This is a genomic window from Hyphomicrobium facile, from assembly GCF_900116175.1.
Taxonomy (GTDB): domain Bacteria; phylum Pseudomonadota; class Alphaproteobacteria; order Rhizobiales; family Hyphomicrobiaceae; genus Hyphomicrobium_B; species Hyphomicrobium_B facile.
The window spans coordinates 14,081-34,622 of record NZ_FPCH01000005.1; the positions used below are offsets into that span (position 1 = coordinate 14,081).

Genomic DNA, 20,542 nt, shown 5'->3' on the forward strand with positions numbered 1-20,542 from the left:
CAAGGTCCCTAGAGCTTAACCTGATCCTAAGTCGCATTTGCCATCATTCCAGCAAGCTTCGGCCCACCTTTGCGCGCTTGATGGTTCGCGAGGGTGCGCTTGGGCGGGCGTAGCGTATCAAGTGAGTTTGCGTAATGGAGAGGCGTTTCTTCGGCTCGCTGGGGGCGTGCCGACTGATGCTCGCTGCGAGTGCAGGGGTGCTTACAACTGCCTGTTCATCGAATAATCCGTCGCCGGGGTCGCTGACCGGCGTCTCGCGCCCGGCCTTCTCGGAAGACGAATACGGCGTCAAAAGCAGCCCGCGCGTAGTCTCCTCCGATAACGTCCCGAAAGGCGGCGGACATTTCAAGCTCGGTTCGCCATACAAGGTCGCCGGGCGATGGTACGTCCCCCGCGAAGATCCCAATTATCAAGCATCCGGTGTGGCGTCGTGGTACGGCGCAGATTTTCACGGCCGGAGAACCGCTAACGGCGAAGTCTTCGACTCGAAAGCGTTGACTGCGGCCCATCCGACGTTGCCGCTTCCGAGCTATGCCTATGTCACCAATCTCGATAACGGGAAGACGGTGCTCGTCCGGGTGAACGACCGCGGGCCGTACGTGAACGACCGGCTTATCGACATGTCGTACGCCGCAGCAAAACATCTCGGATACATCAACAACGGACGGGCCCGGGTGCAGGTTCGTTTTGCCGGGTTGGCGCCGCTCAGCGGCGACGACAGCCGTGAACGGCAGTTTCTAGCTTCCCAAGAGTCCGGGCAGCGGCCGGGCAATTGGGCACCGCCACCGCCCAAGCGCGCGTATGCTTCGGCCGAGCCCAGATATGAGTCGGACTACCAGTCTGGCTACCAGTCTGGAAATCGGGCCGGGTACCAAGCATTGCCTGCCGACTCATCGGATCGCTGGTCGGCGACGAGCTACCGCGCCGCGCTTGCGGGCAAGCCGGATCGGGCACCGCCTGCCACGTCGCAATTCCAACCGTTCGTCCAGAGGGCAAGTCTGTCCACGCCTTCACGGGGCGATGGCCGCATGTCGCTTTCCTCTTCTTCCTCTCCGCAGCCCTTCGACAAGCCGTTCGACCCGGGTGCCGCTCCGCAGCCTTTCGATAGCGGCCGGACGTACGTCCAGGTCGGCATTTTTCGCGACCGGTCCAACGCCGAGAGATTGCGCCGCGAGCTTGGATCGCTCGGACCGGTGGAAGTGGCGCCGCTACAAGTCGGAACGGGGGCGGAAGCCTACCGTGTGCGCGTCGGGCCATTCTCGGGGGCCGATGCGTCGCGCGCCCAAAGCCGAATTGCGACATATGGCGTCGCCAATACCGCGATCGTCAACGATTGAGACGTAACGGCCGTTAACCTTGCGTTGACCCTGTTACAATGTGACCGGATACTCCTATCTTCATGAGGGAGTGCCCCGCTCTCGAGGCGGCGCTGGGCGAAGCGTGGTTCGATCGATGTCGAAGAAGACTTGCAGCGTGTGGTTCGCGGCGGCCGTTTTGGTCGCGGTATCGCTTTGGGCGCCGTTCGGCGGAGCTATTGCGGCGGAGTCTGCTTTTGCGACGAAAGCACCGCGCGCCATCCTCATGGATGCGGCGACCGGCGCGACCTTGTTCCAACAGAATGCCGATGAACTGGCTCCGCCTGCGAGCATGAGCAAGCTCATGACGCTTGCCGTGCTGTTCAGAGCGATCAAGGAAGGCCGCATCAACAAGACCGACGAATTCGTCATGAGCGTCAACGCGTGGCGGAATGGCGGTGCGCCGTCGGGCACGTCGGCGATGATGGTGCCGGTCAACACCAAGGCGACGGTGGATGAACTCATTCAAGGCGTCGCTGTGCAGTCGGGCAATGACGCGGCCATGTGTATTGCGGAGAGCATGGCCGGCACGGAGGCCGCCTTCGCTCGCATGATGACCGATGAGGCGCGTCGCATCGGTCTTGTCAAATCGACGTTCGCGAATGCAACGGGTCTCGAAGCTCCGAACCATTTGATGACAGCGCGCGAGCTCGCCATGCTCGCGCGTTACCTCGTCAACGAATATCCGGAATTCTACCCGGTCTTCGGCCAAAAAGAATTTCTCTACCGCAAACACAGGTTCATCAATCGCAACCCGCTCTTGTTTCTGAACATCGGCGCCGACGGATTGAAGACGGGGCACACCGCCGCCGCGCGCTATGGCCTCGTCGGGTCTGCGGTGCAGGATGGCAAGCGCCTGATCGTCGTCGTCAGTGGGCTCGAGAAAGCGGACCAGCGCAAGGACGAGGCCGCGAAACTTCTGGACTGGGGTTTCCGGTCGTTCAGCGAAGTCAAAATCTTCGACGATGGTGAAATCGTCGGCAAGGCGCGCGTGTGGGGCGGCAAGGAATGGTACGTGCCGCTTGCTCCCAAGGGCGACGTGATGTTCACGTTGCCGAAATATCCGGCCAACCAAAAACTCTCGGCGGAAATCGTCTATAAGGCGCCGCTGAAACCTCCGGTAAAAAAAGGCGATCAAGTTGCGGTACTTAAAATTACAAGTACCAGCAGCGCTTCGGTCGAAGTGCCGCTCTATGCGTCGGAGGACGTCCTCAACGGCGGGATCGTGCGGCAAGGCGTCGATTCACTTGTTCTGATGGCCTTGCGCCGCTTGGCGCTCTAGATTACGCCCGCCGGCAATAGAGGCGAGCCAATGAAACGCGGAAAATTCATCACATTCGAAGGCGGGGAAGGGGCTGGAAAGTCGACCCAGGCCAAGCGTCTCGCAGAACGCCTGGAGCGCACGGGCATCAGCGTCATCGTCACGCGCGAGCCTGGCGGTACTCCGGTCGGCGAAGACGTGCGCGAACTCATCATGCGCGATCATCCGACAGATCCCGTGACGGAGCTGTTGCTTTTCGCTGCGGCGAGGGCCGAGCACGTGACGTCCGTCATCCGGCCTGCACTGGATGACGGTACGTGGGTCATCTCGGACCGCTTCATGGATTCCACGCGCGTCTATCAGGGCAAGCTCTATGGCCTGGAGCCCGAGTTCATCGCTCAGCTCGAGCGCTTCACGGTTGCGCCCGATTATCCCGATCTCACGTTGATCCTCGACCTGCCGGCGAGCGCCGGTATCGAGCGTGCACAGCTTCGCGGCACGCTTTCGCGCTATGACGCGGAACGCATCGAAACGCACGAGACCCTGCGCGAGGGATTTCTCGAGATTGCCGACGCCGAACCGTTACGCTGTGTGCTGATCGATGCGAGCCTGACGGTATCGAGTGTCGAGACGGCGGTTTGGCAGGCCGTGTCGTCTCACCTGCTTGCCGAGGCCGATTGATGGCGCGGGCGCCGCTTGTCGCGGATGCTGAAGTCCTTCCCGAGGCCGATCGGCTGGACGATTTTCCGCATCCGAGAGAGACCCGGGCGCTCTACGGCCAGGAAGGGCCGCAATCGGTTTTCGCCGAAGCACTCGCGGGCGAGCGCATGCATCATGCGTGGCTGCTTTCGGGACCGGCGGGGACCGGCAAGGCGACACTCGCTTATCAGGTCGCGCGTGCGGCTCTTGCGCAGCCGGAGGAGCGCGACCTTTTCGGCCAGGGCCTCGCGATCGAACCCGACTCGCGAACGGACCGGCAAGTTCGGGCGCTCTCGCATCCGTCGCTGTTGGTGATCAGGCGCCCTTACGACCAAAAGACGAAGCGCTTCCCGCAGTCCATTCCGGTCGACGAGGTCCGCAAGCTCAAAAACTTTCTGTCGCTCAGCTCGATCGGGCAGGGACGGCGCGTCGTCATCGTCGACACGGCCGAAGAGCTCAATCAGAACGCGGCGAATGCGCTGCTCAAATCGCTGGAGGAGCCGCCGGAGCGCACGATCTTCCTGATGATGACATCGTCGCCGGGCCGGTTGCTCGCGACCATCCGGTCGCGGTGCCGGACGATCGCGATGGGGCCGCTTGCCGAGAGCGATGTGAAGCGGGCGGCGGCGCAGGCTCTCACAACGGCCGGGAAAGCCGTGCCGGAAGCCCACGAATGGGAAACGCTCACGCCTCTCGCCGAGGGGAGCGTCGGCCGGGCGCTCGTGCTGCTCGGCGGCGGGGGGCTTGCCCTTCAGTCCCGGATCGATCAGGTGCTGGCGGGCCTTCCGCGGCTGGATCTCAAGACGGTGCATGCACTATCTGACGAGCTGCAGCCCTTGGCGCAGGATCGTAAATTCCAGCTATTCATGGATCTCCTGCAAACGTCGCTGGCGCGGCTGATTTCCGCAGCCGCGACGGGAAAAGGGGCAGAACGGGACGTTAGCCTCGCGAAGCGTCTTATCGGCGACGGCCGCCTTGCCACTTTTGCCGAGCTATGGGAAACACTGGCCCGCGACAAGGCTGATGTCGTTTCCCTCAACCTTGATCGCAAATCGCTCATCCTCGGAACTTTCGCGCGCCTCGAGGCCGCGAGCCGCGGTTGAGGCGAGCGTGGCCGCATCCTGCGACCGGCGATAACGAAAGATACCGAGAGTGGCGGAAAAATATTACATCACGACGCCGATTTTTTACCCCAACGGAAAGCCGCATATCGGTCACGCCTACACGGTGATCGCAAGCGATGCGCTGGCGCGGTTTGCCCGCCTCGACGGGAAGGACGTCTTCTTTCTCTCTGGGACCGACGAGCACGGCCTCAAGATGCAACAGACCGCCGAGAAAGAGGGTGTGCCGACGATCGAGCTGGCAGACCGGAATTCGGCAATCTTCCGCTCGATGATCGAAACGCTCGGCGGCTCGAACGACGAATTCATCCGCACGACGGAGCCGCGCCACTATGCGGCCTGCCAAGCCATCTGGGAGCGGATGGCAGCGAACGGCGACATTTATCTCGCGCGCTACGGCGGCTGGTATTCGGTGCGTCAGGAAGCCTATTTCGACGAGAAGGAAACGACCGTCGGCGAGGATGGCGTGCGCCGCGAGCCGCTCGGCTCGCCGGTCGAATGGAACGAGGAAGAGAGCTACTTCTTCCGCTTGTCGGCGTATCAAGACAAGCTGCTCGCGCTCTATGAAAGCAATCCCGAGTTCGTCGGCCCCGGCGAGCGGCGGAACGAAGTCGCGAGCTTCGTGAAATCGGGTCTCAAGGATCTTTCGATTTCGCGTTCGACGCTTAAGTGGGGCGTGCCTGTTCCCGGCGACGACAAACACGTGATGTACGTGTGGGTCGATGCGTTGACGAACTACATCACCGCTGCGGGCTACCCCGATACGAATGGCGCGAAATGGAAGTATTGGCCTGCCGACGTTCACGTCATCGGCAAGGACATCGTGCGGTTTCACGGCGTCTACTGGCCAGCCTTCCTAATGTCCGCCGGCATCGAGCTTCCGAAGCGCGTTTTCGCGCACGGGTTTTTGTTCAGCCGCGGTGAGAAGATGTCGAAATCGGTCGGCAACGTCGTCGATCCGTTCGATCTCGTGAAGGCCTACGGGCGGGACGCCGTGCGCTATTTCTTCCTGCGCGAAGTGATGTTCGGGCAGGACGGAAACTATTCGTCGGAAGTAATCGTCAATCGGATCAATGCCGATCTCGCCAACAACCTCGGCAATCTCGCGCAGCGCTCGCTGTCGATGATCTTCAAGAATTGCGACGGCGCTATTCCGGCTCCGGCGCAGCTCAGCGAGGCAGATCAGGCAATCCTGTCGGCGACGGACAGTCTCTACGTGATTGCGCGTGCGGAGGTGGAGCGGCAAGCCGTCACCAAGTATCTCGATGCCGTGTGGGCCGTGATCGCCGACGCAAACCGCTATTTTGCGGCGGAAGAGCCGTGGGCGAAAAAGAAGACCGATCCGGCGCGCATGGCGACGATCCTTTACGTGACGGCGGAGGCCGTCCGGCAATTCGCTATTCTCGCTCAGCCGGTGATGCCGGAAAGTGCTGCAAAGCTGCTCGATCTTCTCGGCGTTCCTGAGGACGAACGAACGTTTGCGTACCTTGGCGAAAAGGGCCGTTTGAAGCCGGGCGAGCGCATCCCCGAACCGCAGGGCGTCTTTCCGCGTTACGTGGAACCCGAGTAAGCGGACAACGCGCCGCACCGCCGGAACGAGCCTCTGGAGAGTAAAAGACCTGATGCTTGTCGATCATCATTGTCATCTCGATTTTCCGGAGTTCGCGCCGGAGCTTGATCAGATCGTGGCGCGCGCTCGCGAGGCCGGCGTCGGCACGCTCGTGACGATCTCGACGCGCATTCGCAAGTTCGACGATGTGAAGGCCGTCGCCGAACGGTTCGACGATGTCTTTTGCTCGGTCGGCACGCATCCGCACAACGCGCATGAGGAACTCGACATCCCTGTCGAACGGATCGTCGAACTTTCGCGGCATCCGAAAGTCGTCGCGATCGGCGAAGCCGGACTTGATTATCACTACAAGCATTCGACGCCCGAGGCGCAGGCTGAGGGTTTCCGCCGCCACATTGCGGCCGCGCGCGAAACGGGGCTGCCGCTTGAAATTCACACGCGCGAAGCTGACGCCGATACGATCGCCATTCTCGAGGCCGAACACGCGAAGGGCGCATTTCCGGCCGTGCTCCATTGCTTCACGGGCGGACGAGAACTCGCGATGCGTGCTCTCGATCTCGGCCTCTACGTTTCCTTCAGCGGTGTGATCACCTTCAAGAACTCGGAAGCATTACGCGAGATCGCACGCAACGTGCCGCTCGACCGCGTTCTCGTCGAAACGGATGCGCCGTTCCTGGCGCCCATGCCGTTCCGCGGAAAACGCAACGAGCCTGCGTTCGTCGTTCGCACGGCTGCGGCGCTTGCGTCGATCAAGGGCGTCACTGGCGATGAGATCGCACGAGCGACGACCGAGAATTTCTTCAGGCTCTGCAGCAAAGCGAAGCGGCCGCTCCAGGCCGCCGCAGCCGGCGGGTCCGCCGCGGCATGAGCTACCGGTGCACGATATTGGGATGCGGCTCGTCGGGCGGTGTGCCGCGCATCGGAATGAACTGGGGTTCCTGCGATCCCGACAATCCGAAAAACCGGCGGCTCAGATGTTCCGCGCTCATCGAGCGCACGGGTTCCGGCGGCAGAACGTCCGTGCTGATCGATACGTCGCCCGATTTCCGCGAACAGATTTTGTCGACACGGCTGACGGCCCTCGACGGCGTTTTGTACACGCACGATCATGCCGATCACACGCACGGCATCGACGACCTGCGCATGGTTGCGTTCGCGATGAAGAAGCGCGTGGACGTCTACTTCAACAAGGAAACGGGCGACAGCCTGAAGGCGCGCTTCAAATACTGCTTCGAAACGCCCGCGGGCTCACCCTATATGCCCATGCTCAACGGCTATGAGATCGACGGCCTCAAGCCGATCGCGATCGCGGGCGGCGGCGGCACGATTTCAGCTCAGCCCGTGATCCAATGGCATGGATCGATTCAGTCGCTCGGCTACCGCGTTTCGAACCTCGCGTATTCGCCGGACATCAACGACATCCCACCAGAGTCGATACCGTTGCTCGAGGGGCTGGACGTTTGGATCGTCGACGCCTTGCGTCATACGCCGCATGAGAGCCACTTCAGCGTCAAGCAGGCTCTCGCGTGGGTCGAGCGCTTGAAGCCGAAGCGCACGATCCTGACACATATGACGAGCGAGCTCGATTATGAAACGCTCGTGCGGCAACTGCCCGAGGGTGTCGAGCCGGCATACGACGGCATGATGATTTCGTTCACCTGAGTCCGTGTACGGCCTCATTTCCAGAGGCCGAAATCTTCCCATTTGTTCTCGGGTATTTCGCCGCCGAGTTTGTAATCGAACGAGGTCGCTTTCATCTGGTCGGCACTCACCGCGCAGGTGAAATCCAAAAAGTACCAGTGATTTTTCGCACGCACCGCGCCGCCTTTGGCGATGACGACGTTGTTCTTGAAAATCGCGGGCTTCTGAAGCGTGGTGGTGACGCGATCGACGCCCTTCAGGTGGCTGCCTTTGCGGACCGCATCGAGTCCGCGCAAATTGCAGACTTGATGGGCGCGTTCTTCCGGTTCGAGCTCTTTGAGCACGCGATCCATCGATGCATCGGCCAAAGCCGTCTGCGTGCTGCCCGCCAGAATGAGCAGCAAGACAAGACTTCTCGTTGAGCGCATTCTGTTGTGTTCCCCAAGTCTGCTTGGCCGGCTTCCGCCGGACCAGAACGGCCCCCCGGCCGCGATCGTCAAAGCGCGCGAGGTTGTGTCCGTATTGAGGCGAGGTTGGGGCCAGCAGTTCTCCGCTGCCGTGCGGGAATGGCTGTGTACGCCGTTTCCGAGGCTGGTTTTGTGTCGTGGAACTGTCGTGGCCGGTCTGACGACCGACGGACCGTCAGTTCGTTGAGGCGTCGGACGCCGATCGGATGGACGCGTCTTTCGCAGCCTGCTGTTCGCGCCACTCGCGGAAATTCACCGTTTCGCCGTTTCGTTCGCAAGCGGGCGATGCAAGTTCGACGAAGAGAGGAGCGAGGGCCTCAGGCGGCGGCAGGGTTGCCGCATCTTCGCCCGGGAATGCCTTGGCGCGCATTTGCGTGCGCGTTGCGCCGGGGTTGAGGAGGTTCGCCTTGACCGGAGTATTCACGAGTTCGGCGGCCCAGGTTTTGACCAGGGCTTCGAGGCCTGCCTTGGACGCGGCGTAGGCGCCCCAGTAGGCATATTTGCCGCTCGACGCCCCCGACGTCACAAAGATGGCTCTGCCGGCGTCGGAGCGCTTCAGAAGCGGGTCGAGCGTGCGTATCAGCCGCCAATTGGCGATGAGGTTGATGTCGATCGTCGAGACGAAGCCGTCGTCCGTCGTATGGCCGAGCGGGGAGAGGGGGCCAAGAATGCCGGCGTTGGCCACAAGGATATCGAGACGCTGCCAGCGCTGAAAGATCGTCGGGCCGACCTGGTCGACACGGTCGCCCTTTTTCAGATCGAGCTGGAGGAGGGTCGCGGCGCCGCCGATTGCCTGAATCTCATCATCGAGGGATTCGAGCGCTCCGACGGAGCGGGCGGCGATGATGACGTGCGCGCCGGCTTTCGCGAGGCCCAGCGCGGCGGCACGGCCAATGCCGCGCGACGCGCCCGTCACAAGAGCTATGCGACCGGAAAGAGGGCTGTCGGTCATGTGTCACTTACGAATCTAAGAGGCGGCCATCAGAGGCCTGGATCAGCCCACTTCGGCCAAGAGGGAAAGCTGCCGGGGTACCGCCTCGCCGCCGTAATCGGTCAGGTTCGTCGGGTAGTCGCCGGTGAAGCAGTGGTCGGTGAACTGCGGTGCGCGGTCGTCGCGGCGATCGAGTCCGATGGCGCGATAGATGCCGTCGACCGAGAGGAAAGCCAAGCTGTCGGCGCCCATGTATTCGCGCATTTCCTCGAGCGTCATGTTGGCCGCGAGCAGATCCTTTTTGCTCGGCGTGTCGATGCCGTAGAAATCGGGGTGCGTGATCGGGGGGGAGGAAATACGCATGTGGACTTCGGCGGCGCCCGCATCGCGGATCAGCTGCACGATCTTCTTCGATGTCGTGCCGCGGACGACGCTGTCATCGATCAGAACGACGCGGTTGTTGCGGATCACGCCGGAATTCGCCGAATGCTTCAGCTTGACGCCGAGCTGGCGGATGCGCTGCTCCGGTTCAATGAAGGTCCGGCCGACGTAGTGGTTACGGATGATACCGAGCTCGAAGGGAATGCCGCTCTGCTGGCTGAAGCCAATTGCGGCGGGAACGCCGGAGTCGGGAATGGGAACGATGACATCGGCGGCGGTCGGTGTTTCACGGGCCAATTCGATGCCCATCCGCTTTCGGATGTCATAGACGGTCTGACCGCCGACGTGAGAATCCGGCCGCGCGAAGTAGATGTATTCGAAGATGCACGGCCGTGCCGGGCGGATCGGGAAGGGCCGGTGGCTTTCGAGACCTTCGTCAGTGATGACGACGACCTCGCCGTTATCGACCTCGCGCAAAAATTCGGCGCCCACCATGTCGAGCGCACACGTCTCGGAAGCAAGAACGTAGGATGTGCCGAGACGGCCGATAACCAGGGGCCGGATGCCGATCGGATCGCGTACGCCGATCATCATATCGTTCGTCAGGCAAACGAGGGCGTAAGAGCCTTCGATCTGGCGGATTGCGTCGACCAGGCGTTCGACGATGCGGCGCTTCTTCGAGCGGGAGAGGAGATGGAGGATGACTTCGGTGTCGGAGGTCGACTGGCAGATGGCGCCGGAGGAGATGAGCTCGCGCCGTAGCGTCAGAGCGTTCGTGAGGTTGCCGTTGTGGGCTACGGCAAAGCCGCCAGTATCAATGTCTGCGAAGAGGGGTTGGACGTTTCGGATAAGGGCTTCGCCCGTCGTCGAGTATCGATCGTGCCCTATGGCCATTCGGCCTTTAAGGCGGGCGAGAACATCTGGCTTGGAGAAGTTATCACCGACGAGGCCCATGCGGCGCTCGGAGTGAAAGTTGCGGCCGTCGTAGGAGCAGATGCCTGCTGCTTCCTGGCCGCGGTGCTGGAGTGCGTGGAGGCCCAGCGCGGTTATGGCTGCGGCATCGGGATGGTCGAAGATCCCGAATACCCCGCATTCCTCCCGGAGGCGATCGTCGCCGTAGCGGGTAAAGGTCAGACCGTCGATTGTGGTCACGCCGCCTTGCTGTGCCATAAGGCACCCTCCCGCGATTGAGCTGGCCTACTACGCCCGATACGCCGGTTAACCTTCGAACATTCCGCTATGTTCGACGCCGGTCGTCACGCGACGGTCATATAGTACCGCTTGCCGCCAATGACCAGCGCGACTGAACGACCCTTTTGTTCATTAAAGCCTTGTTGTCCAGGCTGTTCGTTCGGCGAGGGCGGCGGGGGCGTCGTCGATGGCTGTGGAATAACCTGCAGCAGAACGTTCCGGATCGCTTCGCCCGTCGATTTCACGTAGTCGCGAAAATAAGCGTCGCGAACAAGGGGATGCTGTTTGTCCTTGTCCGGCGAGATGAATGCCTCATACGCCATATAAGGGATAACGAAGAGCAGGAAGCCGCGGAGCACGCCGAAGATGAAGCCGAGGACCCGGTCGATCATCCCGACCTGCGAGTCGAGAATCGCATCCGATATGCGGGCCGTGATCAGGTGCACGATGATCAACACGATCAATGCAACCACGACCGCCACGGCCACTGTCGCAATTTGAGGCGGAAGGCTTGTTTGCGCCGCGATATCCGCGGTCATTTCCTTCTTGGTCGCGAAGATCCAATAGCCGACGCCGGCTGCGGCAATCCACGACACGATTGAAAGAAGTTCGCGGGCGAACCCCCGGTACATCGCTAGAAGACCGGAAATGAACGCAACGGCGATCAACGCCAGGTCCAAGTAGGTGAACGGACCGATCATGGCCGGAATCCCTCTCTGATCGACAGCTCCCCGAGCGTCAGACTCGCTCGGAAATTCAGTCGCATGGCGTCATGGCCTCTGCAAGCGACTTGAGATGCGAGATGCGCGAAAGCGACAACTTCATCCCATGAACATCGATCTCGCCACTTTCAGGCAGAAATGCGCGTCCAAACCCGAGTTTTGAGGCTTCTTTCAGCCGCGAGGTCATCATGGTGGCGGCGCGGACGGCGCCGGATAGGGAAACTTCGCCGAAATACACGGCGTCGCGGGGTAGAACGATGCCCGAAAGCGACGACAGAAGCGCCGCAGCCGCCGCCAAATCCGCTGCGGGCTCAGTGATTTTGAGGCCTCCGGCGACGTTCAGATAGACGTCGTGGCTACTGAATGAGACGCCGCAGCGGGCGTCGAGCACGGCCAGCAGCATCGCAAGCCGGTTGCTGTCCCAGCCGACAACGGCCCGGCGTGGGGTTCCAAGACCTGACGGTGCGACGAGGGCCTGAATTTCGACGAGCAGGGGGCGCGTACCTTCGACGCCTGCAAAGATCGAGGCTCCGGGGCTGCGGCTGTCGCGGTCGCCGAGGAAAAGCTCGGAGGGGTTCACGACCTCCTGCAGGCCGCCGCTAACCATTTCGAACACGCCGATTTCGTCGCTCGGCCCGAAGCGGTTTTTGACGGCGCGAAGGATACGATACGTCAGGCCACGATCACCTTCGAAGTACAACACGGTGTCGACCATGTGCTCGATGACCTTGGGTCCGGCGATCTGGCCATCCTTGGTGACGTGGCCGACGAGGAGCAGGGCGGCGCCCGCCATCTTCGCATAGCGGATGAGCGAGAGAGCCGCGGCGCGCACCTGGCTGACCGTGCCGGGGGCCGCGTCGAGCGTGTCCGCCCAAAGTGTCTGAATCGAATCGATGATGATGAGATCGGGCGGCCGGTCCTCTCCGAGCGTCGCCAGAATGTTCGAGAGATTGGTTTCGGAGGCGAGCCCGACTTGAGCGTCGGCAAGGCCCAACCGCCCAGCGCGCAGGCGGACCTGTGCGACGGCTTCTTCGCCGGAGAAATAGACCGCGCGTCCGCCACGCCGCGCCACGTGGGCTGCGACTTGGAGCAAGAGCGTCGACTTTCCTATTCCTGGTTCGCCACCGATCAGGATCGCGGACCCCGGCACCACGCCACCGCCGGTCACGCGATCGAGTTCGGCGATCCCGGTCGAGAAGCGCGGTGCTTCCTCAGCGTCGCCTTTCAGCGTTTCGAGTTTGACTACGCGTCCCTTGCTTTGCCGCGTGACGCCGGCGCCGGGCGGCGGCCCGGCGTCCGTCTCTTCGACGAGCGCATTCCACTCGCCGCAAGCGGTACATTTGCCCGCCCAGCGCGTGGAGGTCGCTCCGCAGGACTGGCAGACGTAGAGCGACGATCGAGAGGCTTTTGCCATGTTGTTATGGGGTGTCGTCGAGGTAGAGGCGCGTGAAGCGATGCCCGAGCCGCGTCAGGATCTCATAGCCGATCGTGCCTGCCGCGAAGCCCGCGTCTTCGATCGTCAGCCCTTCGGCGACGAGCTTGGCGAATTCGCCGGGCATTGCGGCGCCTTCCGGTAGATCGGTGACGTCGACGGTGATGAGGTCCATCGAAACGCGCCCGACAATGGGTGCGAGATGGCCGCTGATGAGAACGTGACCTCCGGGCCGGCCATCGGGAGCGCTGGCACTGCGTGGTATCCCATCGGCGTAACCCGCAGCGATGGTCGCAATCCGGCTCGGGCGTCTCGCGCGCCATGTTGCCGAGTATCCGACGGTTTCGCCGGGAACGACATCGGCGACGGCGAGGATGCGCGCTGCCACCGTCACCGCAGGCTTCACCGGGGCCGGCGAGCTTTGCGATGCCTGGCCGCCATAGAGCGCGTAACCGGGCCTCACGAGATCGAAATGATAAGCGGCTCCGAGCATCAGTCCGTCGGACGCGGCGAGACTTCGCGGAACGCCGGGGAACAGCGCCGAGAGCGTTTCGAACGCCAGAAGCTGGTCGCGATTTTTCGGATCGCGCGGATTGTCGGCGGAGGCGAGATGGCTCATCACGAGCTTGAGTTCGACGCCCGCCATCATGGTGGGTTCGGCTGCAAGACGACGAACGTCGCGCACGGGGAGCCCCAGCCGGTTGAGGCCCGTGTCGATATGGAGGGCCGCCGGCAATTTCGCGCCGCGCGACCTGCTCAGCGCGGACCAGGCGACGACGTCGTCGAGGGTCGACAGGACCGGCGTAACCGAGAGCCGGTCGAATGCCGCAGCTGAATTTCCGACGAGGCCGTCCAAAGCAAAGATGCAGGCCTGCGGCGCCAGCTTGCGCGCTAGCTCGGCTTCGTCGGGCGTCGCGATGAAAAAGGCGCTGCAACCCGCTCGCGCCAGCGCGGCGATGACGCGCTCGGCTCCGAGGCCATAGGCATCGGCTTTCACGACGGCAGCGCACTGGGCCGGCGCGACCTTGTTTGCGAGCGCCCGCCAGTTCGTCACGATCTGCGCGAGGTCAACCGTGATCGTACCGGTGGCGCTGGCTAGGCTTTCCGGCATGCGCATATTGACCGTCATCTTGCCGTTTCCACCCGATCTCTTAACGCTCGGGCACCATATAGTCCCGAGCCAAATTGCCAAAGCGCGTGTATTGGCCTTCGAAGGCCAGTTCGACCGTGCCGACGGGACCGTGACGCTGTTTGCCGATAATCACCTCGGCCTTGCCCGACACCATGCTCATCTTGGTCATCCAATCGGCAAATTCGGGCGTTCCTTCGGCAGGCTTCGTGCGCTCGACGTAATATTCTTCGCGGAAGACGAACATGACGACGTCGGCGTCCTGCTCGATCGAGCCCGATTCACGAAGGTCGGAAAGCTGCGGCCGCTTGTCTTCGCGCTGCTCGACCTGACGAGACAGCTGCGAGAGCGCGATGATCGGTACGACCAGTTCTTTCGCGAGCGCCTTGAGGCCCGTCGTGATTTCGGTGATTTCCTGCACGCGGTTGGCGCTGCTGCTCGCTTTCGATCCGGCAAGAAGCTGGAGGTAGTCGACGACGAGTAGATCGAGGCCGTGCTGGCGCTTCAGCTTTCGCGCCCGCGCCGAGAGCTGCGCGATCGTGATGCCGCCCGTCTGGTCGATGAAGAGCGGGATACGCGACATTTCGGACGCGACTTCGGAGAGCTTGCGGAACTCGTTCTCGTCGATCATGCCGCGGCGGATCTTTTCCGAGCTGATTTCCGCCTGCTCGGCAAGGATACGCGTCGCGAGCTGCTCGGACGACATTTCGAGTGAGAAGAAGCCGACGACGCCGCCGTCCATCGTCTTCATCGTGCCGTCCGCTTGCCGTTCGCCGCGATAGGCCTTGGCGACGTTGTAGGCGATGTTCGTTACGAGCGCGGTCTTACCCATCGACGGACGGCCCGCGAGGATGATGAGATCCGACCGCTGCAATCCGCCGAGCTTGTTGTCGAGATCGGAAAGGCCGGTCGACGCGCCCGATAGATGTCCTGCGCGCTGGAAAGCACTGTTCGCCATCTCGACGGCGGTGATGAGCGCGGATTTGAAGGACTCGAATCCTTTGCCGTACTTGTTCTGCTCGGCGAGCGAATAGAGGCGGCTTTCGGCTTCCTCGATCTGTGAGCGGGGCGGGTGGTCGACGGCGCTATCGTAGGCCGTGTTGACCAGATCTTCGCCGATGATGATCAACGAGCGGCGCGTCGAGAGATCGTAGATCGTGCGGCCGTATTCGGCGGCGTTGATGATCGTCGTTGCGTTGGCTGCGAGACGGCCGAGGTATTGCGGCACGGTCATGTTCGCGTCGATCGGCTCGACGTTCTCGAAGAATGTTTTGACGGTGATCGGCGTCGCCGTTTTGCCGGCATGAATGAGCGTCGCCAGCGTTTCGTAGATTCGCCCATGGAGCGGATCAAAGAAATGTTCGGGAGACAGAAAGCCGGAAACGCGGTCGAGCGCCTCGTTGTTGACGAGGATCGCACCGAGGAGCGCCTGTTCGGCTTCGAGATTGTGAGGCGGTTGACGGAAGGTCAGCGCCTCGTCCGCCGAGGATACTTGCTTGAGCTTCTCGGTGTTGAGGAATGCGGGATTTGCCATGCGGGGAGGCTTAGCAGATTCCGCGTCGCATTCGCGGGGTGGGGACATGCAACCCGTAAAGCATCCCCGATATCAACATGGCGTTCTGGAAGTGCTTGGCCGTGGGATTCGCGCCACGACCAAGCAACCCAGTATTTATGCGGCTACGCTCAGGCTGATTCGTCGTCCGGGCCAGCGCCGGCTTCGAATGCCGAGTCGGGATTGAAGGTTTCGAGCTCGAGCGCTTCTTCCTTCACGACGGCAACGTTTTCGCCGCGAGCCTGCTTGTCGGCTTCGTCCTGCGAACGAGCGATGTTCAGATCGATGCTGGCGACGACTTCAGGGTGCAGCTGAACTCTGGCCGGCGTCAGGCCAAGCGCCTTGATCGGCTTGTCGAGGACGATCTGGTTGCGGTCGACGGTGAAGCCGCCTTCGGTGATCACTGCCGCGATGTCGCGCGTCGAGACCGAACCGTAGAGCTGGCCCGTATCGCCGGCCGCGCGGATGAGGACGAACGACTTCCCCGAGAGCTTGGCCGAAACGGCTTCGGCTTCCGATTTGTGTGCGAGGTTGTCGGCTTCGAGCTGTGCGCGGCGGCCCTCGAAGACCTTCTTGTTGTCGTCAGTTGCGCGGAGCGCCTTCTTCTGCGGGAGCAGGTAGTTGCGGGCGTAGCCGTCCTTGACGTTGACGATGTCGCCCATCTGGCCGAGGCGGCCGATACGCTGGAGGAGAATGACTTGCATAGTTTGGAGCTCCTGTTGGATGCGTTGAAGTCGGATTGTCAGGTGGAAGGTGTTTCAGGTGGCCGACCGGCCGTTCGATAGTGAAAGACGGTTTCCGCCAAACCGGTGACTGCGAGCAGCAGGCCGATGTAGGGGAGGAACACTAGGCCGGTGTAGAGAGCTGTCAGAATGAAGGTCCGCCATGGCGAGCCGCGCGTCAGTGAATGAACGACAGCAAGGCCGACGAGAGCGAATGCGAACGTGAACGGCGCGGCGACTGCGCCCGCGAAGAGTCCTGCGATCCCATCGACGAACGACAGCGCGATCGCGATCAGCAGCACGAACACCGCGGACGCCGGCATCGCGAATTCCGCAAGATCCGGCCATGGACGCTGAAGGCGCCCCGAGGCGAGCGTAATCCGTCCGGCGAGCCACAGGTTCAGCAGGATCGTTCCCATGGAGAGAAGGCCCAGCGCCCACGGCAACGATGACAGCGTCGAACGCGTGATGGAATCGATCTCGCTCGGGCCGATTGCCGGAGCGCCCGGCACTTGCGCGAGTTCGGTTTTGACGAAACTCTCGACGACGGTGCGCAACAATTTCGTCAGCGTTTCGAGGTCGCCGCCCATCAGCATGAGGGCGAGCATCGCAAAGACTGCCGAGAATATCGCGGCGGCAACGACGACACGGCCGATCGGATACCATTGGCGTTCGTCTCCCTCCTCGCGGCTGAGGAGAGCGAGACGCGTGCAAACAACGGCGGGAGCCGCCGTGCTGATGGCGTAGACGAGGGCGGCGAGCGGATTGGCGATCAGCAGTACGATGGCGGTCGCGGTGATCGCAGCGATGCCGGCTGCGGCAGGGCCGAGGCCGAGGCCCGTCAGATAGATCGGCAGCGGCGTCAGTAGAAAGAGAATGATGCGGAGCAGAAAAGCGCCGGTCGTCGCTGACGCGAAGACGACCGCCGAGATCAATCCGGCGGCGAGGGCGAGTATGAAAGCTTTCGACTGCATTCGTTTGCTGTCCCGCGATCTGTGCGGTTAGAGCCAGATCCGGTCACCCGTTCCGACCCAACGTATTGAGAGAAAGAGAGGCGGAGCGACACTCGGGCCGCTCCGCCTTCGGTATTACTTGATCACGTAAGGCAGCAGGCCGAGGAAGCGTGCGCGCTTGATCGCGCGTGCCAGCTCGCGTTGCTTCTTTGCCGATACGGCCGTGATGCGGCTCGGAACGATCTTGCCGCGCTCGGAGATATAACGACCGAGCGTGCGGACGTCCTTGTAATCGATCTTCGGTGCGCCGGCGCCCGAGAACGGGCAGGTCTTGCGGCGACGTTGGAACGGACGGCGGGCTCCGCCGCCTGATGAGGCGATTTCAGCCATTGGTTAGCCCTCCGAGCCAGGTGTGGAATCACGACGGGGTGCGCGGGGCGCTTCGCCTTCACGCGGGGGACGCGGACCGCGATCGCCAGGGGCGCCGCCTTCACGGGGAGGACGCGAGCGGAACGTGGAGCCGCCTTCGCGACCGCCGCCGCCGAATCCGCGATCACCGCGGGGCGGGCCGCCGCGGCCGCCACCGGGGCCGCCGAAGCCACGATCGCGATCACCGCGCTCGTCGCGATCCTGCTTGCGCATCTGGATGCTCGGCTCGGTCTCGAGCTCTTCGACGCGGACGGTCATGAAACGCATGACGTCCGTGTTGATGCCCATGCGCCGCTCCATTTCAGCAACGGCTGCAGGCGGGGAATCGATGTTGAAGAAGGCGTAATGCGCCTTGCGGTTCTTCTTGATCTTGAACGCGAGGTTCTTCAGACCCCAGTATTCTTGCTTGGTGATCTTGCCCTGGCCTTCTTCGATGATGCCCTGGAATTCCTTCATGAGGGCTTCAACTTGGGCCTGGGTAATGTCCTGGCGCGCCAGGAATGTATGCTCATAGAGCGGCATACGGTTGGCCTTTCGGTTTGAGTTTCAACGTCTTTCGACGTCAGCTTTTCCGCCGGCGCAAAGCCCCAAAAGGCCGAGAAAGGCCAATCTGGTACCAAATAGGAGAAGACACTGGGGGACAGCGCGCGAAGCGCCCCTCGGGCTCGACCGGCCGTTTAGCTGGTACAACCTAAGCCCCCGTTCAGCCTCCTGCCGACGGGAAAGCGGGCTTATACAGGAATTTGGGCCGAGGGCAACCCGGTCAGCGCCCCGCCGCCTTGTCTATTTCTGCTCAATAGCCGCGTAACTGTCACCCGCCCAGCGCTGGAATCATGGCCTAGATGGGGTGCCGGGGGACGGTCCCGGCGCGTGAAGGGAGACGAGAAGACATGAAGTTTGCAGCCTATACCGAAGAAACGATCTGGGCGGTCGAGGACGACGAGGCGACCGCCAAAAGCGAAGGCGAGGCGTCGATGCAGGAGAATGGTGCATCGGATGTCGCAGCCCTCAAGGTGGCGCCGATCGATGACAGCCTCGTGGAAGCTCTGGCCCAAGCCGAAGCATCGGGCACCGATGTTCTCTTCGACCTGATCGATGGAGAGCTTTGCGAAGTCGAAACCGTCGAAGGCTGAACGAAGCCACTCTGCAATCCGCCTTCACATGGGCGCCGCGGTCTCGCGGCGCTTTTTTTTTGCGCTGGGAGCGCGCTAACGCCAAGTCTTGCCTTCGACCAGGCTCCCGCCCATTTCCTGGCTCAGGATAATTTGGGAGCTTTACCCTCGATGGATGAGCCTCGTACGACAGCTGTTGCGCCTTCGCCGATCGACAAAGGCGTCAGAATTGGTCACGTCCATCTCAAGGTCGCCGATCTTCAGCGGGCGCTCGATTTCTACTGCGGCGTGCTTGGTTTCGAGCTGATGCAGCGTTTAGGGAGCCAAGCGGCCTTCATTTCCGCGGGCGGATATCATCATCACATCGGGCTCAATACCTGGGAAAGCCGCGGGGGTAGTGCGCCGCCTCCGGGTACGACCGGTCTCTACCATGTCGCCGTTCTTTACCCGACGAGGGCGGCGCTCGCCGATGCGTTGCGACGCCTGATCTCCGCAGGCGTCCGGCTTTCCGGCGCCAGCGATCATGGTGTGAGCCAGGCTCTCTACCTCGATGATCCGGACGGGAATGGGGTGGAACTCTATTGGGACCGCCCGGAATCCGAGTGGCCGCGAGACTCTGCTGGAAATATCGCGATGTTCACCCGGGCCTTGGACCTGGACCATCTCCTGCGCGAGCCGGTCTAGCTTTTTTGTTGCGCGCTTTTTGTTTGCGCCCGGCGACTCCCCTGCGGGGAGCCGGCCGCCGGGCGCGGGCGTTAGTTTGCGCCCGACGTCTCCCCGAGAGGGGAGCCGGCTGCCGGGCGCGTGCGCGGGCGATACCCTGCGTCTCTTGACACCGGGATGGGTCAGGTGGACTAAGGCCGCCAAATCTCGCCGTGGGGGGTGCTTCCCGGCAATCCAGCACAAGGTATTTTTCCAAACGATGGCACGCGCATTCGTTTTTCCAGGGCAGGGCAGCCAGGACGTCGGCATGGGCAAGGCGCTAGCGGATGCTTTTCCGGCGGCGCGCGCCGTCTTCGAAGAGGTCGACGATGCGCTGGGTGAAAAGCTGTCGGCGATCATCTGGGAGGGGCCGAAAGAGACCCTCACGCTGACAGAAAATGCGCAACCCGCGTTGATGGCCGTCTCTGTCGCAGTCATGCGGGTTCTCGAGAAGGAGCGCGGCTTCTCTCTTGCGGACAACGTGAAGTTCGTCGCCGGGCATTCGCTCGGGGAATATTCGGCGCTGGCCGCCGCAGGCGCGTTCTCGCTGGCAGACGCCGCTCGGCTCCTTCGCCTCCGCGGGCTCGCCATGCAGAAGGCCGTTCCGGTCGGCGTCGGCGCGATGGCGGCGCTTCTCGGCGTCGGGATCGATGTGGCCGAGAAAGTTGCAGCCGAGGCCGCGCAAGGTGACGTTTGCCAGGTCGCCAACGACAACGAGCCGACACAGGTCGTGCTCTCCGGCCACAAGACGGCGATCGACCGCGTGATGGAGATCGGGAAGGCGTTCGGTGTCCGGCGCGCGGTGCCGCTTCCGGTCTCGGCGCCCTTCCATTGCAAGCTTATGCAACCTGCCGCCGACGCGATGGCCGAAGCCTTGGCGTCGGTTACGGTTCGCGCTCCTCTGGTGCCCGTCGTTGCAAACGTTCTGGCAGAGCCCATTTCCGATCCGGACGACATTAAAAAGCGCCTCGTCGAGCAGGTTACGGGCACGGTTCGCTGGCGCGAATGCGTCGCTGCGATGGCTCAGGCCGGGGTGACGGATTTCTACGAGATCGGCGCAGGCAAGGTTCTGGCCGGGCTCGTCAAGCGCACAGCGCCAAGTGCCAACGCGATGAGTGTTGGGACACCGGCCGATATCGATGCGGCGATCGCCGCACTCACTCAATAAGGAG

The 20,542-nt window shown here is 62.4% G+C and carries 21 protein-coding genes; 10 read left to right on the forward strand and 11 right to left on the reverse strand.

Annotated elements, in window-relative coordinates; genetic code table 11:
• Nucleotides 1-197 precede the first annotated feature (197 nt).
• From BM399_RS19590 to BM399_RS19620, 7 genes are all read left to right on the forward strand, one after another.
• Complete coding sequence (locus tag BM399_RS19590; RefSeq protein WP_244531394.1) at nt 198-1,337, forward strand: septal ring lytic transglycosylase RlpA family protein; 1,140 nt, start codon at nt 198-200, stop codon at nt 1,335-1,337.
• Between the two features lie 115 nt (nt 1,338-1,452).
• Nucleotides 1,453-2,637, forward strand: a complete 1,185-nt coding sequence (locus BM399_RS19595) for a D-alanyl-D-alanine carboxypeptidase family protein (RefSeq protein ID WP_092869494.1) — start codon at nt 1,453-1,455, stop codon at nt 2,635-2,637.
• Between the two features lie 30 nt (nt 2,638-2,667).
• Nucleotides 2,668-3,297: a dTMP kinase gene (gene tmk / locus BM399_RS19600; RefSeq protein ID WP_092869495.1), complete on the forward strand. Its 630-nt coding sequence runs from the start codon at nt 2,668-2,670 to the stop codon at nt 3,295-3,297.
• Nucleotides 3,297-4,418, forward strand: coding sequence for a DNA polymerase III subunit delta' (locus BM399_RS19605; protein WP_092869496.1), 1,122 nt, complete (start codon nt 3,297-3,299; stop codon nt 4,416-4,418). Before tmk ends, BM399_RS19605 begins: the two co-directional genes overlap by 1 nt.
• Nucleotides 4,419-4,467: 49 nt before the next feature.
• Entirely contained in the window at nt 4,468-6,006 is a 1,539-nt protein-coding gene (gene metG / locus BM399_RS19610) for a methionine--tRNA ligase (RefSeq protein WP_092869497.1), read from the forward strand.
• Nucleotides 6,007-6,058: 52 nt separating this feature from the next.
• Nucleotides 6,059-6,874, forward strand: coding sequence for a TatD family hydrolase (locus BM399_RS19615; RefSeq protein WP_092869498.1), 816 nt, complete (start codon nt 6,059-6,061; stop codon nt 6,872-6,874).
• Nucleotides 6,871-7,668 carry an MBL fold metallo-hydrolase gene (locus BM399_RS19620; RefSeq protein ID WP_092869499.1) on the forward strand — a complete coding sequence of 266 codons (798 nt, stop codon included), beginning with the start codon at nt 6,871-6,873 and terminating at the stop codon, nt 7,666-7,668. Before BM399_RS19615 ends, BM399_RS19620 begins: the two co-directional genes overlap by 4 nt.
• A 14-nt stretch (nt 7,669-7,682) precedes the next feature.
• Here BM399_RS19620 and BM399_RS19625 read toward each other — a convergent pair whose 3' ends face one another.
• From BM399_RS19625 to rpsF, 11 genes are all read right to left on the reverse strand, one after another.
• Nucleotides 7,683-8,075, reverse strand: coding sequence for a DUF930 domain-containing protein (locus BM399_RS19625; protein ID WP_092869500.1), 393 nt, complete (start codon nt 8,073-8,075; stop codon nt 7,683-7,685).
• A gap of 214 nt (nt 8,076-8,289) precedes the next feature.
• A complete protein-coding gene (locus tag BM399_RS19630; RefSeq protein WP_092869501.1) occupies nt 8,290-9,066 on the reverse strand; it encodes an SDR family NAD(P)-dependent oxidoreductase in 777 nt (258 codons plus the stop codon).
• Between the two features lie 42 nt (nt 9,067-9,108).
• Nucleotides 9,109-10,596, reverse strand: coding sequence for an amidophosphoribosyltransferase (gene purF, locus BM399_RS19635; protein WP_092869502.1), 1,488 nt, complete (start codon nt 10,594-10,596; stop codon nt 9,109-9,111).
• Between the two features lie 86 nt (nt 10,597-10,682).
• Complete coding sequence (locus tag BM399_RS19640) at nt 10,683-11,318, reverse strand: CvpA family protein (RefSeq protein WP_092869503.1); 636 nt, start codon at nt 11,316-11,318, stop codon at nt 10,683-10,685.
• Between the two features lie 55 nt (nt 11,319-11,373).
• Complete coding sequence (gene radA / locus BM399_RS19645) at nt 11,374-12,753, reverse strand: DNA repair protein RadA (protein ID WP_092869504.1); 1,380 nt, start codon at nt 12,751-12,753, stop codon at nt 11,374-11,376.
• Between the two features lie 4 nt (nt 12,754-12,757).
• Nucleotides 12,758-13,900 carry an alanine racemase gene (gene alr, locus BM399_RS19650; RefSeq protein WP_092869505.1) on the reverse strand — a complete coding sequence of 381 codons (1,143 nt, stop codon included), beginning with the start codon at nt 13,898-13,900 and terminating at the stop codon, nt 12,758-12,760.
• 22 nt (nt 13,901-13,922) lie between these two features.
• Entirely contained in the window at nt 13,923-15,434 is a 1,512-nt protein-coding gene (locus BM399_RS19655) for a replicative DNA helicase (RefSeq protein WP_092869506.1), read from the reverse strand.
• Between the two features lie 149 nt (nt 15,435-15,583).
• Nucleotides 15,584-16,156, reverse strand: coding sequence for a 50S ribosomal protein L9 (gene rplI, locus BM399_RS19660; protein WP_092869507.1), 573 nt, complete (start codon nt 16,154-16,156; stop codon nt 15,584-15,586).
• 38 nt (nt 16,157-16,194) lie between these two features.
• Nucleotides 16,195-17,148: a DUF2232 domain-containing protein gene (locus BM399_RS19665; RefSeq protein ID WP_092869508.1), complete on the reverse strand. Its 954-nt coding sequence runs from the start codon at nt 17,146-17,148 to the stop codon at nt 16,195-16,197.
• A 114-nt stretch (nt 17,149-17,262) separates the two neighbouring features.
• Nucleotides 17,263-17,517, reverse strand: a complete 255-nt coding sequence (gene rpsR / locus BM399_RS19670; protein ID WP_045836217.1) for a 30S ribosomal protein S18 — start codon at nt 17,515-17,517, stop codon at nt 17,263-17,265.
• A 3-nt stretch (nt 17,518-17,520) separates the two neighbouring features.
• The gene (gene rpsF, locus BM399_RS19675; protein ID WP_092869509.1) at nt 17,521-18,078 is read right to left on the reverse strand and encodes a 30S ribosomal protein S6; all 558 of its coding nucleotides are present in this window, start codon (nt 18,076-18,078) and stop codon (nt 17,521-17,523) included.
• 368 nt (nt 18,079-18,446) lie between these two features.
• Between rpsF and BM399_RS19680 the strand changes: the two genes are divergently transcribed.
• From BM399_RS19680 to fabD, 3 genes are all read left to right on the forward strand, one after another.
• Nucleotides 18,447-18,689, forward strand: coding sequence for a hypothetical protein (locus BM399_RS19680; protein ID WP_092869510.1), 243 nt, complete (start codon nt 18,447-18,449; stop codon nt 18,687-18,689).
• A 150-nt stretch (nt 18,690-18,839) separates the two neighbouring features.
• On the forward strand, nt 18,840-19,352 hold the full coding sequence (locus BM399_RS19685) for a VOC family protein (protein ID WP_092869511.1): 513 nt from the start codon (nt 18,840-18,842) through the stop codon (nt 19,350-19,352).
• Nucleotides 19,353-19,590: 238 nt separating this feature from the next.
• Nucleotides 19,591-20,538: an ACP S-malonyltransferase gene (gene fabD, locus BM399_RS19690; protein WP_092869512.1), complete on the forward strand. Its 948-nt coding sequence runs from the start codon at nt 19,591-19,593 to the stop codon at nt 20,536-20,538.
• The last annotated feature ends 4 nt before the right edge of the window (nt 20,539-20,542 follow it).

Bases quoted from the DNA above. Each gene is read 5' to 3' on its own strand.
- BM399_RS19630 (WP_092869501.1), bottom strand. From the start codon at position 9,066: ATGACCGACAGCCCTCTTTCCGGTCGCATAGCTCTTGTGACGGGCGCG.
- rpsR (WP_045836217.1), bottom strand. From the start codon at position 17,517: ATGGCTGAAATCGCCTCATCAGGCGGCGGAGCCCGCCGTCCGTTCCAA.
- BM399_RS19665 (WP_092869508.1), bottom strand. From the start codon at position 17,148: ATGCAGTCGAAAGCTTTCATACTCGCCCTCGCCGCCGGATTGATCTCG.
- alr (WP_092869505.1), bottom strand. From the start codon at position 13,900: ATGACGGTCAATATGCGCATGCCGGAAAGCCTAGCCAGCGCCACCGGT.
- fabD (WP_092869512.1), top strand. From the start codon at position 19,591: ATGGCACGCGCATTCGTTTTTCCAGGGCAGGGCAGCCAGGACGTCGGC.
- BM399_RS19595 (WP_092869494.1), top strand. From the start codon at position 1,453: ATGTCGAAGAAGACTTGCAGCGTGTGGTTCGCGGCGGCCGTTTTGGTC.
- purF (WP_092869502.1), bottom strand. From the start codon at position 10,596: ATGGCACAGCAAGGCGGCGTGACCACAATCGACGGTCTGACCTTTACC.
- BM399_RS19640 (WP_092869503.1), bottom strand. From the start codon at position 11,318: ATGATCGGTCCGTTCACCTACTTGGACCTGGCGTTGATCGCCGTTGCG.
- BM399_RS19655 (WP_092869506.1), bottom strand. From the start codon at position 15,434: ATGGCAAATCCCGCATTCCTCAACACCGAGAAGCTCAAGCAAGTATCC.
- BM399_RS19620 (WP_092869499.1), top strand. From the start codon at position 6,871: ATGAGCTACCGGTGCACGATATTGGGATGCGGCTCGTCGGGCGGTGTG.
- BM399_RS19680 (WP_092869510.1), top strand. From the start codon at position 18,447: ATGAAGTTTGCAGCCTATACCGAAGAAACGATCTGGGCGGTCGAGGAC.
- BM399_RS19615 (WP_092869498.1), top strand. From the start codon at position 6,059: ATGCTTGTCGATCATCATTGTCATCTCGATTTTCCGGAGTTCGCGCCG.
- radA (WP_092869504.1), bottom strand. From the start codon at position 12,753: ATGGCAAAAGCCTCTCGATCGTCGCTCTACGTCTGCCAGTCCTGCGGA.
- rpsF (WP_092869509.1), bottom strand. From the start codon at position 18,078: ATGCCGCTCTATGAGCATACATTCCTGGCGCGCCAGGACATTACCCAG.
- BM399_RS19685 (WP_092869511.1), top strand. From the start codon at position 18,840: ATGGATGAGCCTCGTACGACAGCTGTTGCGCCTTCGCCGATCGACAAA.
- rplI (WP_092869507.1), bottom strand. From the start codon at position 16,156: ATGCAAGTCATTCTCCTCCAGCGTATCGGCCGCCTCGGCCAGATGGGC.
- BM399_RS19625 (WP_092869500.1), bottom strand. From the start codon at position 8,075: ATGCGCTCAACGAGAAGTCTTGTCTTGCTGCTCATTCTGGCGGGCAGC.
- BM399_RS19605 (WP_092869496.1), top strand. From the start codon at position 3,297: ATGGCGCGGGCGCCGCTTGTCGCGGATGCTGAAGTCCTTCCCGAGGCC.
- tmk (WP_092869495.1), top strand. From the start codon at position 2,668: ATGAAACGCGGAAAATTCATCACATTCGAAGGCGGGGAAGGGGCTGGA.